Raw genomic sequence first — 17,730 nt, 5'->3', positions numbered from 1 at the left:
TTCGACAGAGTTAGGTTTCAGGATGAACGTAGTATGTGGTTAAGACCGATAATAAGCCTGCTTGTTTTCTGTTTTTCATTTCAATGCGCGTCTTACACGATAGCAGTGGTTGGGAAAACAAAAAATGACAGTTTCTATGAACAGTCTTATAAAGGCTGTTTAGAATTTGCTAAAACCCGAACAGATGTAAGTTGTTTATATGACGGTGCTGACGATTATCAAGACGTTAGAACACAAGTGCTTGTGGTAAAAGAATTAATGGAAAAGAACATCGATGCATTAATGGTGTCGACTACAGACTCGAATTACTTGGTCAAAGGTGCGCTTAAGCTCGCGAAAAAAAGAACATTCCAGTTCTAACATTCGACTCTGATCTTCTACAACAAGATAGCAGTTACCGAATTGCGTACGTCGGTACAAATAATTTTGATTTTGGTGTCGCGCTCGGAAATGCAGCTAAAACGCACAAAAAGAAATCGCCCCAACCAATTTGTATTCAAACAGGACATCGAACAACGCCCAATCTGAATAAACGAGTAGAAGGAGTTCGCTTTGCATTATCAGGCCAAAGCAAAAATCGGCTCGACGGTACATCAGGTTGGATAGAATACGAGCGATGTCCTCTATACACAATGGGAAAAAGGGAAGACGCCTTAAAGCAACTCGTAACGATTATTGATGATGTCGAGCCGCCAATTTTTATAGCAGTTGCAGGTTTTGCCCAATTTAATCCGCAATATAGTAATGAGATTCAGCGATTTAAAAACAAACTGTCCAATGACGAAATAACGATAATTTCAGCAGATACCGAAATGAGCCAGCTAGATATACTCAAACTCGGCCTGTCGACAATTAATATCGGACAAAATCCATTTGAAATGGGGAGAAAAGGCGCAGAGATTTTATTTGAATATCTGGCAGAAGGTAAGCGACCTGTAACTGACAAACTTTACTTAGACTTTCACTATTGTGACCGTTCAAATGCTGATACCTGTACAATCAACCATTAACACTAGCAAGTCGCAACTCTGTGCTAAGTTAGCAATTTTGTTCTATTCAACATTTGCACTCATTTCTATACTTAGTCATCTATCGAATTAACGAACAAAGACCTATGCCTGAACGTTTTCAATATCTTCGTAGTAATCATCATGAAGGCCTCAGTACATTCAGTGCTCGCATTACATCGTTTAGTTATGACAAACATGCACATGACGAGTACAGTATCGGCGTGACACGCAAAGGACGACAAGACTTTTTTAGCAGCGGCGTTTTTCACAAAAGTAACGCGGGCAATGTCATTTTCTTTAACCCAGAACAAGTCCATGATGGCTGCGCTGGTGAACGCACAGAATTGGAATATGACATGATCTACATTCCAGAAGCTACACTCGTCAATTTAATGAGCACGCTTGGTCGTTTTTCTAAAGAACAAGCTCGATTGAAAATGTCATTGTTCCATGACATTGCGCTCCGTGATCAAGTATTAAAGCTTGGGCAGCAAATGCAACAACCATCAAATTCTCAACTTGAGGAAGAAGCTGCTCTTCTCAATATCGCACAGTCAGTTGTTCGATTAGGCGGAGGTACACTTATTGAAGGGCGTAATAATGTGCGTAAAGACAAGCTACTTTTACAGGCAAAAGATTTTATTCAGGATAATTTAAATACCAAATTGACTGTCGACGACATATCAAATTCCGCTTCATTGTCTAAGTATCACTTTATTCGATTGTTCAATGAACAGTTTGGAATTACTCCACACCAATATGTTTTAAATTGCAGGCTTATCAGAGCAAAACACGCAATTGAGCGTGGGGAAGGGGCATTGGATGTTGCGGTTCAATTTGGTTTTTCAGATATCAACCATTTAAACCGAAAATTTAAGCGTGTTTTCGGCATTACGCCACATCAATATCAACGACAACTGAGCTACTAGTTTCAAACCATCATCCAATCTAGAGCAGATCATGATAGACATCATTTTTTATGCATTTGGCGTTATGTATACGCCAGGGCCTGTGAATGCTATTGGCCTTAATAATGGTATTCAAAACCAACCTAGCATAATTCGTTTTTTTGTAGGCGTAGGCGCGGCGATGTTTATACTCTTTTTCGGATTTGCGATTGTAGGAGAGACGTTAATGAACGAAGGCATCATTAAGCTCGCCTCAGTTCTTGGATCACTATATGTTCTTTGGCTCTCGTATAAAGTTTTCAACGCTAATATCGCGTTAAAGCAAGAATGTGAGAATAGGGTGCTTACATTTCGAGATGGTTTGCTAATGCAACTACTCAATCCAAAGGCTATGGTCGTGGTTTTACCTGTTGCGACGATTCAATTTCCAGCAGCGGGAATTAGCGGTATCGAGATTATTTTGTGGTGTATCGGATTGGCCATATTCGCATTTGGTGCACCTTTTTCCTATTTTCTTTTTGGGCGCTTACTAGGAAATTCATTAAAAAGCGAAGTAGCACTAAACATAATAAACAAACTAATGGCTTTCTTTTTATTTATCGTTGCTATCAGCATGGCAACAAACCCGTTTCTTTAAACTAATTAGAATACCGAGGTTTACATGCAATTCGAGACCAAATTCACCATTGTTGTAGCTGAAGATTTACCAATGTGGCAAAAGCTAAACGTAGTCAGCTTTTTAGCCGGTGGCGTGACTAAAAGCGAACACGTTAATACTGGTAAACAATATCTGGATAGCGAAGGCAACACCTATTTGCCACTGTGTACTCAACCTATTATCGTATTAAAGGCCCCTAGAAATAAATTGCCTACCTTCATTCAGCGTGCAAAAAAAGACCAAACTGATGTTGCAATATTTATCGATGATATGTTTTACACTGGATTTGATGAAGCGAATAGAAAAACCACTGAACTATATACTAGTGAAAAGCTTCCACTTGTTGGCATCGCTATGTGTACTGACAAAAAAATAGTCGATAAGATTTTTAAAGGCGCCAAGTTACACGATTAACTAATAGATTCGCAATCCAGCAAGAAATTAAATTGTTTCGGCTCAGTAAAATTATGGACATATTAAAAACCACAGAAAAACTTATGTCGATGGATGAAAATACATGGTTTGTCGACCGGATGGTTTGGATATATCAAGATGTAAAAGACCTTAACCCAACTTATCAATCTTGGCTTAGAACAGAAAAGCAACAATCTCATTTTCGGAAAAGACCCGATAGTAAAACGAGTAACTGAGGCATTCATTAAGCGCATATTCTTGGCCAAGGGAAAATATCTACGACTAATAAACTTAATGACGAACGCGTTAAAGAATTAAATGAAGCCCTAAACTAAGGGCTTCATCCTTTCTAATTATCTCTTTTTTGAACAGACTTGTGATAACTCAGATAGTTTGTTCTGAGCGAAAAGCAGAAGCTCGATTTGGTCGTTTTCACCCTAATGTAAACGAAGCTCTGAAATAAAAAAGCCCCGAAAGGGGCTTTTTGTTGTGGCCGAAGCTACATTTATGAGATTTAGAATGAGTTTAGCTTGTTCATCGAACGAGTGATAACAATTTGATGATTTTTTAATGAAACATATTCAAACTATAACCTATTGCTTTGCCGCGATTTAAAGTGGCAGGATAACAAGTTTTTAAAAATTCGAGGTTAGTTTGATGAATAGGAATTTGAAGGAATATGTTGGATTTGTGTTTAGGTTTTTCTTTTTCCTTACACTCCCACTTTGCGTAATTTTTGGCTTTGCAGAGTTCATAACTGGACTAAGCAATGAACCATATAAAAGTCCTTCACTTCCCTATACACAGGCAGTGTTTCAATTGTGTGCAGCAATCACAGCCTTGTTTGGTTTGTTTTACAGAAGTTTACAAACTGAAGAGCAACTAAAAAAAATGGATAAGCAAATATCCATAGCTGAGAAAAAGGAAAACTTTATTCTCTATTTGGAGCATAAAAAGCAACTTAATGCATCCCTAAATTACTACATGAATGATTATCTGAAGGTTAGTAAAGATAGAAAGTGGTTAGAGGCTTCTTATGATATAGATATGTTATATATGCTTTGCTATCCTGACAATACACCTCAAAATTCTTCGTATTTTAGTAGTCGTGCTAGGGAACCTCATTTAAATAACACATTTAGTGATATCACAGAACAAATAAGTAAATCTCTTGCTGAATATGACCTCAATAGTTGCTCAGGAGAATTTTTTGACACTTTTCAGATACTGTATTGTTCTATTGGCTTGAATATTAGTTTAATTGACCTAACAAGAGATAAACGTGATGTTCAGTTTGCCACAAGTGAGTTAATGGATTATGTATGCGGATATAACGGCTTTCTAGTTAGTATCGGTCTTATTGATGCGCCTTACAGTAAAAAAATTGAAAGTATAATGTTAGAATTTGGCGTTTCACAGATTCAAGGGGAGCGCGTGAAATTATTTTAGGCCATCGCACGCCTTAGCAGTCATGTTGAAGAGTGTTAACGCCATGACCATGACCGCAGACTTCGTGTAAAACAGCCCTTACTTAGGGCCAACAATCATGAGCTTGTGTCTTTGTATGGAGCATAAAGTTAGTTATTCCAACAAACGTATCCGACCTTCAAATTACTTAGATATCAAAATTTGCTGACGACGAGTTTTTCGCCGTTCGTCGGCTATTTGTAATCTTTTTGGATCTGTGTACATTTTTGTTAGTAGTAGGCTTGTAAAGTCCTGAATATCTTCTGCATCTATTTTTTGGAGTGTTGCTTCGTGGGCTCCATCGTTACCGTCCTCTTTTATGCAGTGAGATAAATCTTTTAATTCAAGAGGAAGATGGTTGTTGTCAAACAACCATTGTAACCTTAACCCTAAGCTTCTAGCTATTTTAGAGGCTGGCTGCTTGTCAGTGTCAATTTTTTCTAATATTTCTTTAGTTGCTAAGTCCAAACACAATCGGTACATGGAAGCAGAAGCATTATAACAACTGTGAGTGAGGCATTGAGAAGCCTCTTTAAAAACGTCATCTATTCTTTGTGGTAAATATTCAGGCGGATTAACTCCTTGATTCCCTGTAATAGATACGTAATTTTTTATATACACATAGTTATTCATAGATTGCGTAGCTTGAAGGTATTTGTTTTCTCTAAAAAATGCATCATCGGAAGGATTTTTTTGTGATACGAAAAAAGTTGTAGTTTGAGTGCAGTGCCTGCACAAACAGAATACCTCCCAATTTCGTTGCCAGTTTCCGGGTTTTCTAGCAAACTCATATGCAGCCAAGACATTAAAAGTTATGTTGTTCGTGTTACACCTTGGGCATCTGCTTACTAATATAGTCATGAAAAGTCCTTGTAAATTATTAATTACTAATCACAACAAGATACTATGGTAAGTCGACAAATAAAACACAAAGCCCCTAAATAGGGGCTTTAAATCACGCTGTTTTATCCTTTTGCGCATCGTAGTTAAACAAGATACTGCGGAACTTAAAACGGTCACTCATGGTTATGAGTTCTTTACCAATGTCTCGCATTCGATCTGATGCTTGTACTAAATCCTTTAGATTATCAATTTCGGTTTGCAATTGAACGGCGTGGGATTCGTGCGCGCGGTTAGATCGCTGAAGAAAGTCTATCTTATTTATGAATCCCGCATCGTAACGATGTCCGCGCGATGTCCACAAGTAGCCATTTCTACAAACTTTAAAATCTCGCCAAGCTGGGTGTGTACTTATGCGCCCATCAATGCGTAACTCTAAAAGCCTCAATGCTCTGGGACAGGGGTTGTTATCCGAAATCCAGCGCTCAAGGGTTCGCTCAGACACACAAAGAAAATCACATACTTGTACACGGTTTAGCTTGCCAAAATTCATAAAACCAGCGCGAAAAAGAAGCGTCTTAAAGTCTGTCATGTTTGTCCTTATATTCCTTTGACGTTGTTATCGAGCGTCCAGAGCGGAAAAAACTAAATACCCATGATGATTTTTTTAGATCGATAACAAGGACTTTGAGTAATTTTATTGATTGTTTTAAATTGGTAGAAAACTTATAAAAATGACAGTTTAACAATAGTTTAAGAGGCAAGAAGGAAAACCCGACAAGATGACGCAATTCACCGCTTTTAACATAACGTAATTTATCGGTTGTATTTAATTGATCAGATTTAATGTCCAATACTAGTCAGTATCGGACATTAAATCTATTTCAACCGATTTCATATCGAGATTTATAACTTACTGGCTTTCACTTTAAACGATTCTAATAATTCTTTAGGCACACGTTTGAATTGTTCAGCTAGATGCACTTTATTTGTAGACGAAGTTTGATGTTCGTTCATTGCGACGTCTGGATAGCTTTCGTTCTTCCAACTTTTTAGTCTGTCGAATAGCTCATTGATCTTTTTGCTTTGCATTGAATCAAAACTTGAATATTGTGACTCAAATTCCGCAATTTCATAGTTGGCGTTATCAAATGTGATCACCGAGGCGCTGCGGATATTATAGCGAATGTCATTTCTCGCGTAATCGATTAGATGTGTGCGGAACTTTTCCGGTTCATTGTCGAACACATCCATCGTACCTTGATAATATTCAGCCACTTGAATGTCACCTTTTTCTCCAAACCATAAACCACGATTGGAATTAATGAATTCTCTAGCAAGGTAACTTAGCTGTGAATATACGTTGTCTTTAGTAAAGGCTTTTGACGTTAACGATGGGCTGCCTACATTTCCCTGGTAGAACCCGTAGATGACGACTGGGTTCTTAAATTTTTCTAAAACAATTTTGTACTTAATATCGTTTAGAGACAGTCGCGTATTACGATGCTTAATAAATTTTTTGTTGAGGAACGTTGTTCTCTCAGAGATCTCATCTTTCAAATCTGTGATTGGGTAAATCTTTATAAGTTGCTCAAGCATGCTGACATTATAGAGATTAAGCCAATAAGCAAGCTGTTCCGCGGGAGGTAATTCTGAAATTTCAATCTGTTCACTAACATGCTCTAAACTTTCTCGCACTTTAGGGAACGCAGTTGCTAAACGTGAAGCACTTACTTCTTTAAATAAGAAGCGATTTGCTTCAATCACGGATGTGCGGTTGATTCGGTAACGGATATGAGTACCAGTGGACCAATTACTTTTTCGAGCATTAAGTCCCCTCTTTTTAGTTATTCCTACATTCACTACCGAGACCGCAAGAATGTCGTCTATATCTTTATAATTTAACGAGGGAACCTGATTGAAAGAGACACGGTCATTAGAAACTGCCGCCTGCGAAATCGTTAGCAAACAAACAAATAAAAACTTTATGAGCCAAAAAGACTTCATCATGAATACACCGTCATCCTTGATACTTCTTTCAATCGATTTAGTAACCGTCGAAATAATATAGGATGACGTGTCCAAAATTGCAACAAAGCACCAAATTTTGTTTAATAAACTTTAAAACGGGTCATCAATTAACCGTTTCTATGCCTTAAACCAATATTTATCAAATAAGTTTGGATAAGTGCCCTTCAATGCTTTTTTGTTATTCTTGAATTTCTTACCTGTCACAGGAACATTAACGACATTAAAATGTACTAGCTCATCCTGATTTTTTTCTTCGTATAGCAAACCTGCAACTAAATCCATTTCATCAATGTATGGATATGGTAATTCGTCTTTTAGTGGTACATCTGAAAGCGATGCGATTGAATCAGGCGTATTCTTAAAAGAATCATAGACATCTTTTCCTTTACTAATAACCCAATTACAAAAGTCTAGGTAATCATATTCAGAGTTACAACCACACATAACGTAGGCTGCCCCCCAACACGACCAATCCCAAAGCTGCTTAAGTTGTCGGCTGTATAATTCGTCAAAAGCTTGTAAATCCTCATTTGTGAGTGAATCTAATCGGCTTTTTAAAACTGCATTTACTTCAGAAGGTGTCGTGTTCTCGACAGTAACGAGAGACCAGAAAGTTTCAATATTCATGTTTATAGAAAGGAAGCTTTAACATTGGCAGCATATTACCACAGGACACGAAACTGATAATAAAAAAGCGAGCTTTAAGCTCGCCTTAATTAGCCGGTGATAATTCTGAGCATACGTCTAAGGGGTTCTGCTGCTCCCCAAAGTAGCTGATCACCAACGGTAAACGCTGAAATGTATTCTGGACCCATTGCAAGTTTACGAATGCGACCAATAGGAATCGACAGCGTGCCAGTTACCTTTACAGGTGTTAAGTCTGTCGAAGAAAGAGATCTGTCGTTTGGAATAACTTTAACCCACTCGTTATGAGAGGCTAAAATTGATTCAATCTCTTCAACTGATATATCTTCTTTTAATTTAATCGTAAGTGCCTGTGAGTGGCAGCGCATTGCGCCAATACGAACACATAGGCCGTCTACAGGAATTGGACTTTTGCTTGAACCAAGAATTTTGTTCGCTTCAACTTGTGCTTTCCATTCTTCTTTACTCTGACCTGAGTCCATTGGTACATCAATCCATGGGATCAAGCTCCCAGCTAACGGTACGCCAAATTGGTCCTTTGGTAACGAGTCTGATTGAAGCTTTTCACTTACTCGTTTATCAATTTCTAATATCGCACTGTGTGGATTGTCGAGTAAGTCTGCAACCTCGCTATGAATTGCACCCATTTGTGAAATTAATTCACGCATGTTCTTTGCACCAGCACCACTCGCAGCTTGATAGGTCATGGGACTTACCCATTCGATTAGATCACGTTCGAAGAGACCACCTAATGCAAGTAACATAAGCGAAACTGTACAGTTACCGCCTACAAAGGTTTTTACGCCCTGCTCTAATCCCTGCTCTATTACGTCAATATTTACTGGATCGAGAACAATGATGCTGTCATCAGCCATACGAAGTGCGGATGCTGCGTCAATCCAATAGCCTTGCCAGCCTGACTCTCTTAGAGCTGGATACACTTCTTTCGTATAATCACCACCCTGACAGGTAATGACAATATCCATACCGCGTAATGCATCTATGTCATACGCACTTAGCAGTGGCTTTGCATCTCCTGCAAAATCAGGGCCTAATTGACCTGCTTGTGAGGTGGTGAAAAAGGTCGCGTTAATCTTCGAAAAATCACCTTCTTGCTGCATCCGCTCCATCAAAACAGAGCCAACCATACCACGCCAACCTACAAGTCCTACTTTATTCATTTTTTAGCTACCTTTAAGAAAATTAAAACCAATTTTTATTGCGTGAGTTTTAATTGTGAGGACCTAAACATATCACCCATGTACCTAACACACTAGACGTATTCGTTATATATAAGTTTTTTTCAAGTTCTAAATAAGTCCGTTTAGACAGCCATTTTCCTTGGTCATCGTTCATTGCATGAGTTTTTTCAATTGCTTCGAATCAAAGCGGTTGGCGTTCAGAATAAATAGCGTCATCAATGTGGCGTTTTCAATAATAATTTAGCCACAAGCACAAACAAAAAACCCCGCAGAGCGGGGTTTGGATACAACATGTAAAGGTTGTTCGCAAATTAGCAAGGCGCTAATTTTAGAACTCGATGGCTACGTCAAGACTGAGTGATTGAGCCATTTCTTTTGTTCTGATCACTACATCGTTTTGTTGAACTTCAAAATCTTGACCTAGTAAATTCTTAACTTTAAACGTTACCGTTGTACTAAAGTTTGGATAGTAAGTATATACCATATCTAAAGAATTAATAGGTTGTTCATACGCATCGTCAAATCCATTTACGCCAGCGGCCAAAATACGGTCACCGAAAACGTTATAAATTAAAGATGCTTGATGATTACCATCATGTGAATCGTAATTGAGCTGGAAGTTCGCTACATATTTTGAATGACCACTCATGCGACGTTTAAGATTGGTTAAGTCGCCTTGGTTTTCTTTCAAAATTTCTACTTCAGAATCACTCACTGTTAAGTTACCTGAAGTAAAGAACGCTCCGCCTAAGAAGTCAGGGGCAACTTCCACTAACCATTCAGCTTCCACACCGTAAACTGTTGCGCTGTTCGCGTTTTCATATTGCAGTGTAAAACGACCATCCGTTTCATTGAGTTTTGCTTCGATTGGCAACGCGATGTCTTTGTAGAACGCGCCTACAGAGAAGTTGTCGCCGCCATCAAAGTAAAATTCAACGCGAGCATCATAGTTATCGAGTCTCACTCGATTTTAAGAATGGGTTACCGATTGTACGATAATCCGTTAATGGATCTTGGAACTGTACCGCGGTCAACTCACGTAGGTCTGGACGTACAACCGTTTGACCATAACCCAGACGAACTTGGTAGCCTTCTTGCGAATAAGTCATCGATAAAGAGCCAAAGTAATCGTCTTGCATGATTGTGGCTTCTTTAATCGCCTCAGCACTCAATTTATCTTGCAATAGGCTTGGATCAAATGCTGAGCGAGAAAACGCCAGTGCAACTTGACGGAAATCTTCATAGCGAACACCGCCACTCAAGCGCCAAGATTTAGCAAATGAATAATCAAACTGACCATAGTAAGCATCGATCTTTTGTGCCGCTAGATAATCGTCTGCAATTGGCTCTTGGAACAACAACTCAACGTCGGTCGCGTCTATCGTTGCGTCATCTTTAAAATACGAGCCAATCTTTAACGCGTCAGCTTCACTTGATGCGAACTCTAGTTGCTGTGTTTGCGCAAAACGAGTATTGAAGAAATCAGTACGATATTCACGTGTCTTGTCAATGAAGTAACCACCGGCTTTCAGTTCAAGCTCATCACCGTCAAAATAGAACGCTTTGCTTGTATTCCAGCCGTAGTTTTCAACATTGTCTTCCATATCAACGAAGCGATACAGGAATGGGTTACCACCTAACGAACCATTGTAATACGTGCTGTCATACTTACCATCGACGTAACGGTCACGTACGGTAATTTCTAATTCGCCAGGAATTTCTGTCGCAGCAGTCGAATCAGTATACTGCCAATCGAAACCAACACCCTCTAGAAGACCCCAAGTTAAATTATGAGTACCTTTAACTTGTAAAATGTCTAATTCGCGTTGTTCAAAGGATACAAGTTGCTTACGTTGAACCTGACCATCAGCAATACTTAAAGACTTAGACACTTCTTGGTAGATACCAACTGAAGCTTCATCTTCTGTATCACGAAGTTTCATGTAGCTCACGCCGACTTCATGTCCGTCAAGCTTATACCCTACGTTGAACGCGGCGTTCACTTTAACGTTATGTTTCGTTACGCGTTTTTCATCTTCTGCACGATAGCATTTAGAACGGTCGTCCGCACAAATGTCTTTGACATCAACAGCAGCAAGTACGGCACCAAATTCCTTGCTGTTCGACCATTCGTTATCATACGAAACAGACGCTAGGAAACCGAGTGAACCATCAAAACCGAATACGTTATCATAGCGGTCGCCATAGATTATCTTGCCACCAAGATCTGGGTCTAAAGACTCTTCGGTTAACGCGTAATCTCTTGGTAGTTGCTTGAACAAGAATTTGTTTGTCGCAGCAGCTTCGTCCTGAGAAATAGTACGATTGAACAACAGACCGTCTACTTCACGGATATTACGGATCGAAATGTCCGTGCTACCTTTGATGTAATGTGACAATGACTGTCTAAGTGCAGTTGTCATCGCACGCGTGCCATCGTCTTTACCTAACCAATCGTCGCTACCGCCTTCATAGGTTAGACCATTACTCATTTTATCGTTTACACCAGTGCCTAACTCAACTTTAAAAATACGCTCATTAGGTAAGCTTTTCGTACGAATGTTTACGTCACCGCCACCAAATGCTGCTGGCATATTTGGCGAGTACGCTTTTTGTACTGATAACGATTCGATAATGTTTGTTGGGAAAATATCAAGTGGAATGACGTTACGCGTCAAATCTGGACTTGGAACTGACGCGCCATTTAAGCGAACACTTGAATAGCGCTCACCTAGACCACGAACATAAATAAACTTGTCGTTTACAAGTGTTAGGCCTGTTACACGACGAAGTGCCGATGCAGCGTCACTATCACCTGTGCGAGAAATTTGCTCTGCACCCATGATGTCTGCAACGAATGCTTGGTTTTTACGCTCTTCGATTACCGCGCTAGCTGAACCTTTTAGTCGGTTACCAACGGCAACAACTTCTTCGATTTCAGCTTGATCGTTCTCTGCTGCAAATGTTTGAACTGAAAGTGGAGCGAGGAGCGATAGCAAAGAAACGGTAAGAACGTTCTTTTTAAACTGCTTGATTGGTTTCATCTTTCTATCCTCTAAACCAGATTAAGTGTGAGTAAGGCGCAACTTGAGTGCGCCTTTTTTTGACTTTTGGTCTAGATTAGTTAGCGCGAGCCATTGAAGCCGCTACGAAGTCAGCCCACTCGCCTTCTTCGCCTTCACCGATAGCACCGATGTAGCTAACGTCAGTGAAGAAGCTATCACCAGCAGACGCTGCTTGAACTGGTACTACGTTACCGTCTTTATCAGTGATAGTGCCTTTTGTAGACACGCCATCCGCTGCTAGTACGTTAGAGAAGTCAGCAAAGCCGATTAGGTGGTTGTTTGCGCCAGCATTGAACCATGTTTCATAGTTGAAGCTTGCGAGTGAACCTTCTAATGGAACTTTGATTGTTTCGAAGTTCAAGCCACAAGCAAATACTGAGCTTGTGAAAGAGATATCGCCAGCAACTGCGTTTGCATGTACACCAGCTGCGCCTGATAGGTCATCACCGTTGAATAGGTCAAGACACGCTGCACCAGCATCTGTTGAAGAGTCAACGAAAAGCATGTTAAGTAGTTTCGCTTTGCCCCACTCTTTCATTTCCATACCAGCACCAGTACGACGACCTTCTGCACCTTGTTTACCAGTAGATACTACAGTCGCATTTGCGATAGTTGGGAATGATACTGACGTTGCTTTACCTTGACCGTCAGCAGTTAATGGATCTTTCTTAGCACCATCTGTTTCAAAACCATGGTTACCATATTGCTTAGATTGAACTAGGATAAATTGACCTTTACCTTGCCAACCTGTATCCCAGTCAATACCGTCATCCGCGCTTTCTGTGATTACGATGTGTTTGATGTTTACGTTACCACCGAAAATTTCGATACCGTCATCAAAACCGTTGTGAACGTGAACATAATCAACTGTTGTGCCTGAACCTACCGCGTTAAGTGTTAGACCATTTAGCTCATCGCCTTCTACACCAAAACCTGCGTATTTGATTACTACGTGCTTTAACACACCGCTGTTATCGCCTGCATTGTTGCCACCGTAGTGAGAAACGATACCTTCTGCTTTAATATTACATAGGTCGTTTTGCGCAGCTTCTAATGTACATTCGATATTTGGAGCACGGCCGTTAACTTGAACGCCACCCCAGTCACCGATTTGTGCAGTTGTCGTATCATCGCCGTCAATTTCTGCGATACTAGTGAATGTAATTGGCTTGCCAGTTTCACCTTGAGCAAGGATTTTAGCGCCACGAGCTACGCGAACGAAACTTTCTGGTTTAGTAAATGCGATTGTTGCGCCCGCTTCAATCGTCAACGTTGGACCGTTTGCATCGATAACGCCACCTTTTGAAGTATCAACGTCTTTACCGATGAATAATGCACCTTCGAAAATGTGCGCGCCGCCGTTTTTAAGCGCTGGGATAAGGAAAGATGTTGTTAAGTCTTTTGCGTTACTTGCGAAAGCCTGACTGTATACGCAGTTTTTGTTATTTTCGTCAGGAGTACCTTCGAAAGTTGAACCATCTTGTGTATAAGACGCACACTTGATCGCTACTGGAGTTGTCGGTTCAGTTGGGTCTGTTGGCGTAGTAGGGTTTTTTACAGAGTTATCAACACTGTTGTCGATGTTTGTAGGTGTAACATTGATATCACCACCACAACCTGCAAGTACTAATGCCGAAGCCACTAAGCTTACTTTAAATAACCCAGAAAGTTTCATTATATTCTCCAAAATGTTTTTAAATATGAGCGTAAATAAAAGCTGCGACTAAGGTAAATGTTAGGTATTACAATTAGGTTACACTTTCGCGAAAGTTAAATTACACATGAAAATTTTAACTGTTAATATTTTGGAAACATTTGTGCATGATGATGTGACCGCTCAATTTCGAGCAAATATTTAAAAGGATATTGAAATGAAAGTTAAAACTCTAATTGCATTTGCAGCACTAACTCTGTCACAAACGTCTTTTGCAGCTCATTATTGTAATTCATCCGTTGAATATCTAGCTTCTGAGTATAATGGTGTTCGTGCATATACAAATACGAATGGCCGTACAAATGACCCAATGTATATCGCATACAACGATTCTCAGTTTTCTTCAATCTATGCCAGCTTAGTCCGTGCTCAAAGTAACGGTGAAACGGTAAAAATCTATATTTTAGAAGAACAAGATGGTGATGATGCAGCAAGTTGTCGCGACGGTGTTGTCGACTACATTGGTTCAGTCCACCCGCTTTAATTCTTAATTTAAAAAAAGGACCTTTAAAATGAAAAAAGTACTTGCAGTTGTGGCGCTTCTTGTCAGCGGATTGGTAAACGCACAAACAGTGACTTGCTCTGACTACATTGCGTCAATTGACGCACAAAGCGACGGTTCGTATTGGATCCAGCCAGTAAAAGAGGAAACAATTGAACTAAAACCTACTCACCAACATTTCTATAATTATTTGGGACTTATGTATAACGCTATGCAAAGTAACAAAAAAGTTGTCTACACATCTGAAAACGGCGAGAACTCAAGTAAATGCCATGACGCAACCCGCGGTTTGTTCCCTCTTTATGAAATTGTTCGAGTAATTGATTAATCAATAAATAAAAAGCCACCTTTTGGTGGCTTTTGGTGTTGCGATTATTGTTAAAGTAAAGCTGTTCTGAGCGTTTCGGCGTGAAGCTTTTCGCTCTTAACGTATTTAATCCATTGTTGAGCAAGACGTTGAGAACGCTTGTGTTTTTCTGCTTGCTCAAACGCAAGAATAGATGCATCAAAGTTTTGCAAGTTATACTGCGCCATACCAAGTGCAACATAAGCATTAGATTCAGAGTCTAGACCACCTTTTTCAAGTGCTGCACGCGTCGCGTCCGCGGCCAGTTCATATTTCTCTAGGCCGATGTACACCTCTGCAAGACGTTGATCGTATTTACCATTGTCTGTCACTTTTGCTGCTGCAATGAAATAAGGTACTGCTTTTTGATCTTCTTTAGCCTGAACAAAAGCTTCTGCAATGAACGCATTATTTTTAGCGCTGTTTTCAATCACGCCTTCTTTAAGTCCTTTGGAATACGTTGACGCAGATTTAAATGGCAAACCGCTCATTAAATAAGCTTGTGCAAGCTGCTGAAAATCAGATTTCGTTTTAATAAAACCTTGCTGCTTTGCTGATTCTAAAATAGCAAGCTGCTTTTTCTCTTCACCAACTTCACCGTACATTCCACCCAACTGAACCCAATATACTGGTTTATTGTAAAGTTTTACCATTTTCTCCAAAACAGTTACAACTTTGGCAGGCTGATTCATTGAATAATAAAGTGCACGCTGTAAGACCAACCAATTCTCATTTGGAATTTCATTTTTAGCTTCTGTCAGATTGATCGCGATCTCGATATTCTCAAGCGCGTTTTTATAATCTTTCATCTGATAAAAAGCTTGAGACTTCAGCACATAATAATTATCTGCTTTAGGCTTGGTATTAATTTTGTCCCAATCGTTCAGATAATCGATTACTTTTTCGTACTGTTCATTCGCCATCGCAAGCTGAGCTAAGCTAAATGTAGTAGACAATGCCAATGTTTCAGGAATAGCGTCTTGAGCGATAACTTGTTCAAACGCTTCAATCGCTTTTGGTAACTGGTTTTGGTTGTAGTAGATAAACCCGTAGAAATTGTACATCATGGCAATTTCATACGCGTTCATACTACCCATACGCTCTTTTACAGAATCAAGCGCTTCCAAACCACCTTTCACATCACCATCGTCCGCAAGTTTTTGCGCACGCGCAAGCTGGCTGTATACCTTTTCACGAAGTGCTGGTACACGTTTGGTTTTTGTTTCTGCGTGAGCCGTCGCTACATCGACTCCTGGAATAAGTGACACCATTGGTGGCACCGCAAGCATGGCCGAAAAGGCTGCTGCATAAATACTTACTTTAACAATCTTTTTCATCACTACTCACCTAACCATTAATTTGGAAAGAGATTTTGTTTTGAACACCCGCAACTTCTACTGCTTCGCCATTCACAACGCGTGGCTTGTATTTAAACTTTAATGCTGCATCCATAGCGGCTTGGTTAAATAGATCCGCAGGTTCTGCTTCTACTACAACAGGGTCACGAACCGTGCCTTGCTTGGTTACGATGAACTCTACAATTACGTAACCTTCGATACCACGTGACAGTGCACGTCTTGGGTAAACCGGAGCAACTTTCACAATTGGAAGGTACTCACCGTCACTCGATTCGAGCGCAAGACCGCCGTTTAGACTTACATCCGCATCAACACTTGCAGAGAAATCGAAATTATTACCCGTCGCCGCCAGGTTATCACTTTGTGGTGCTGGCGCATCCATTGGTGGTGGAGGCTCTTTTGGAGCTGGTGGCTTCTGTGGTTTACGCTCTTTCTTTTGAACCGTTTCTTCTCTTTTTAAACGGACAAAATCCAAAACTTTACCTTTCGCAGGTTCTGTCATGGCACCTTCACCGCCGGTGATAAGTGCCTGCATTCCCAAAAACAAGAAGAATGTGACTAGACCTGCAATAACTAACGCAACAACGTATCGCATGTCTTCCCTCTCTATGCCTCTTGAGCGGCGATTGAGACGTCATAAGCGCCAGCTGCACGAGCCGCATCCATGACTTTAATCAAAATATCCGTCGTTGCCTTTTTATCCGCTTGGATAACAACGCTACCTTGTGGGTTTTCAGCTTTCAAACGTTCAATGTTCGCTTGAACTGCACGGATGTCGATTTGACGCTTGTTGATCCACACTTCACCTTTGTCAGAAATCGCGACTAAGATGTTTGCACGGTCTTTTTTAACTGCAGTTGCTGCTTCCGGACGGTTTACATCGATACCTGCTTCTTTAACAAATGAAGCCGTTACGATGAAGAAAATAAGCATGATGAATACAACGTCCAACATTGGCGTCATGTTAATTTCTTCTGCTTCTTCTTCTTGCATTACTTTTGCTAGAGGTGATCTCATGATTTAATCCTCGCTTGGACTAGATTAATGATCTAGTACTAATTTATCTTCAAGTAGCTCAACTTCACGTTTCGCTTTACGTTGTAAGAACGTAGCCGCGAATACACCTGAAAGAGCTCCAACCATACCCGCCATTGTCGGGATAGTTGCCTTTGACACACCTGATGCCATTGAACGTGCACTACCACTACCTGTGATTGCCATAACGTCGAATACTTCAATCATGCCCGTTACAGTGCCAAGTAGTCCTAGTAGCGGACATAAAGCAACCATTACGTTGATGTATGAAATATTTTGGTTTAACTGCATACCAGCTCTCGAGATAATCGCTTCTCGAATTTGCTCTGCATTCCAGCTATTGCGTTCTGCACGGTTAAACCAGTCAGCCGTTAATTGCTTTTTGTATGTACGGTAACCACCAAACACATACATAAAGCGTTCTAGTATTAACAACCACATGACGAAGATAAGCAGACCGATGGCCAGGAGAACCTGACCACCTGTATCCAGGAACTCGCGTAGTGCATTGATTGCCTCAATCACTAAAACCACG

The 17,730-nt window shown here is 40.2% G+C and carries 21 protein-coding genes; 9 read left to right on the top strand and 12 right to left on the bottom strand.

The genetic code is table 11. The features are described 5' to 3' along the window. The first annotated feature begins 33 nt into the window (after positions 1-33). The 7 genes from J5O05_RS22185 to J5O05_RS20510 all read left to right on the top strand — a co-directional run bounded on the left by J5O05_RS22185 (position 34) and on the right by J5O05_RS20510 (position 4,439). Positions 34-360 (top strand): type 1 periplasmic-binding domain-containing protein, encoded by a 327-nt coding sequence (locus tag J5O05_RS22185; protein ID WP_244370116.1) that lies wholly within the window; start codon positions 34-36, stop codon positions 358-360. Further along, positions 348-1,010 carry a substrate-binding domain-containing protein gene (locus J5O05_RS20535; protein WP_244370194.1) on the top strand — a complete coding sequence of 221 codons (663 nt, stop codon included), beginning with the start codon at positions 348-350 and terminating at the stop codon, positions 1,008-1,010. The genes J5O05_RS22185 and J5O05_RS20535 overlap by 13 nt, the downstream gene beginning before the upstream one ends. Before the next feature lie 104 nt (positions 1,011-1,114). Further along, positions 1,115-1,939 carry an AraC family transcriptional regulator gene (locus J5O05_RS20530; RefSeq protein WP_208844804.1) on the top strand — a complete coding sequence of 275 codons (825 nt, stop codon included), beginning with the start codon at positions 1,115-1,117 and terminating at the stop codon, positions 1,937-1,939. Positions 1,940-1,970: 31 nt separating this feature from the next. Next, positions 1,971-2,555 (top strand): LysE family translocator, encoded by a 585-nt coding sequence (locus tag J5O05_RS20525; RefSeq protein ID WP_208844803.1) that lies wholly within the window; start codon positions 1,971-1,973, stop codon positions 2,553-2,555. 24 nt (positions 2,556-2,579) lie between these two features. Beyond that, positions 2,580-2,990: a DUF2000 family protein gene (locus tag J5O05_RS20520; RefSeq protein ID WP_208844802.1), complete on the top strand. Its 411-nt coding sequence runs from the start codon at positions 2,580-2,582 to the stop codon at positions 2,988-2,990. A gap of 53 nt (positions 2,991-3,043) precedes the next feature. Further along, the gene (locus J5O05_RS20515) at positions 3,044-3,226 is read left to right on the top strand and encodes a hypothetical protein (protein WP_208845430.1); all 183 of its coding nucleotides are present in this window, start codon (positions 3,044-3,046) and stop codon (positions 3,224-3,226) included. Between the two features lie 421 nt (positions 3,227-3,647). Continuing rightward, positions 3,648-4,439 (top strand): hypothetical protein, encoded by a 792-nt coding sequence (locus J5O05_RS20510; RefSeq protein WP_208844801.1) that lies wholly within the window; start codon positions 3,648-3,650, stop codon positions 4,437-4,439. Positions 4,440-4,601: 162 nt separating this feature from the next. On the opposite strand, the gene J5O05_RS20505 is transcribed toward J5O05_RS20510, so the two are convergent. The 8 genes from J5O05_RS20505 to J5O05_RS20475 all read right to left on the bottom strand — a co-directional run bounded on the left by J5O05_RS20505 (position 4,602) and on the right by J5O05_RS20475 (position 13,915). After that, complete coding sequence (locus J5O05_RS20505; protein WP_208844800.1) at positions 4,602-5,318, bottom strand: DUF4145 domain-containing protein; 717 nt, start codon at positions 5,316-5,318, stop codon at positions 4,602-4,604. A 94-nt stretch (positions 5,319-5,412) separates the two neighbouring features. Beyond that, complete coding sequence (locus J5O05_RS20500; protein WP_208844799.1) at positions 5,413-5,889, bottom strand: hypothetical protein; 477 nt, start codon at positions 5,887-5,889, stop codon at positions 5,413-5,415. A 314-nt stretch (positions 5,890-6,203) separates the two neighbouring features. After that, the gene (locus tag J5O05_RS20495) at positions 6,204-7,307 is read right to left on the bottom strand and encodes a DUF547 domain-containing protein (RefSeq protein WP_208844798.1); all 1,104 of its coding nucleotides are present in this window, start codon (positions 7,305-7,307) and stop codon (positions 6,204-6,206) included. A 138-nt stretch (positions 7,308-7,445) separates the two neighbouring features. Next, positions 7,446-7,955: a DUF4240 domain-containing protein gene (locus tag J5O05_RS20490; protein WP_208844797.1), complete on the bottom strand. Its 510-nt coding sequence runs from the start codon at positions 7,953-7,955 to the stop codon at positions 7,446-7,448. Positions 7,956-8,044: 89 nt separating this feature from the next. Further along, positions 8,045-9,154, bottom strand: coding sequence for an aspartate-semialdehyde dehydrogenase (gene asd, locus J5O05_RS20485; RefSeq protein ID WP_208844796.1), 1,110 nt, complete (start codon positions 9,152-9,154; stop codon positions 8,045-8,047). A 349-nt stretch (positions 9,155-9,503) separates the two neighbouring features. Next, positions 9,504-10,139: a TonB-dependent receptor domain-containing protein gene (locus J5O05_RS22800; protein ID WP_341874729.1), complete on the bottom strand. Its 636-nt coding sequence runs from the start codon at positions 10,137-10,139 to the stop codon at positions 9,504-9,506. Then, the gene (locus J5O05_RS20480; protein WP_341874728.1) at positions 10,126-12,219 is read right to left on the bottom strand and encodes a TonB-dependent receptor domain-containing protein; all 2,094 of its coding nucleotides are present in this window, start codon (positions 12,217-12,219) and stop codon (positions 10,126-10,128) included. Before J5O05_RS20480 ends, J5O05_RS22800 begins: the two co-directional genes overlap by 14 nt. Before the next feature lie 76 nt (positions 12,220-12,295). Next, on the bottom strand, positions 12,296-13,915 hold the full coding sequence (locus J5O05_RS20475) for a hypothetical protein (protein ID WP_208844795.1): 1,620 nt from the start codon (positions 13,913-13,915) through the stop codon (positions 12,296-12,298). 196 nt (positions 13,916-14,111) lie between these two features. On the opposite strand from J5O05_RS20475, the gene J5O05_RS20470 reads away from it, so the two are divergent. Together J5O05_RS20470 and J5O05_RS20465 are read left to right on the top strand one after the other, a co-directional pair. Next, complete coding sequence (locus J5O05_RS20470; RefSeq protein ID WP_208844794.1) at positions 14,112-14,438, top strand: hypothetical protein; 327 nt, start codon at positions 14,112-14,114, stop codon at positions 14,436-14,438. Positions 14,439-14,466: 28 nt separating this feature from the next. Beyond that, the gene (locus J5O05_RS20465) at positions 14,467-14,784 is read left to right on the top strand and encodes a hypothetical protein (RefSeq protein WP_208844793.1); all 318 of its coding nucleotides are present in this window, start codon (positions 14,467-14,469) and stop codon (positions 14,782-14,784) included. Positions 14,785-14,834: 50 nt separating this feature from the next. Here the strand turns inward: J5O05_RS20465 and J5O05_RS20460 are convergent, their stop codons facing one another. Genes J5O05_RS20460 through J5O05_RS20445 form a run of 4 tightly spaced genes read right to left on the bottom strand, consistent with a single transcriptional unit; the run spans position 14,835 to position 17,729 of the window. Then, positions 14,835-16,139 (bottom strand): tetratricopeptide repeat protein, encoded by a 1,305-nt coding sequence (locus J5O05_RS20460; RefSeq protein WP_208844792.1) that lies wholly within the window; start codon positions 16,137-16,139, stop codon positions 14,835-14,837. Positions 16,140-16,149: 10 nt separating this feature from the next. Beyond that, on the bottom strand, positions 16,150-16,755 hold the full coding sequence (locus J5O05_RS20455; protein ID WP_208844791.1) for an energy transducer TonB: 606 nt from the start codon (positions 16,753-16,755) through the stop codon (positions 16,150-16,152). Positions 16,756-16,766: 11 nt separating this feature from the next. Beyond that, complete coding sequence (locus tag J5O05_RS20450) at positions 16,767-17,177, bottom strand: ExbD/TolR family protein (RefSeq protein WP_208844790.1); 411 nt, start codon at positions 17,175-17,177, stop codon at positions 16,767-16,769. A 24-nt stretch (positions 17,178-17,201) separates the two neighbouring features. Then, positions 17,202-17,729 (bottom strand): MotA/TolQ/ExbB proton channel family protein, encoded by a 528-nt coding sequence (locus J5O05_RS20445; RefSeq protein WP_208844789.1) that lies wholly within the window; start codon positions 17,727-17,729, stop codon positions 17,202-17,204. Between the last annotated feature and the right edge of the window lies 1 nt (position 17,730).

It is taken from the genome of Pseudoalteromonas xiamenensis, from assembly GCF_017638925.1.
GTDB classification, from domain to species: domain Bacteria; phylum Pseudomonadota; class Gammaproteobacteria; order Enterobacterales; family Alteromonadaceae; genus Pseudoalteromonas; species Pseudoalteromonas xiamenensis.
The sequence above is the reverse complement of the archived record's forward strand: the minus strand, read 5'-3'. Positions and strand labels throughout refer to the sequence as shown.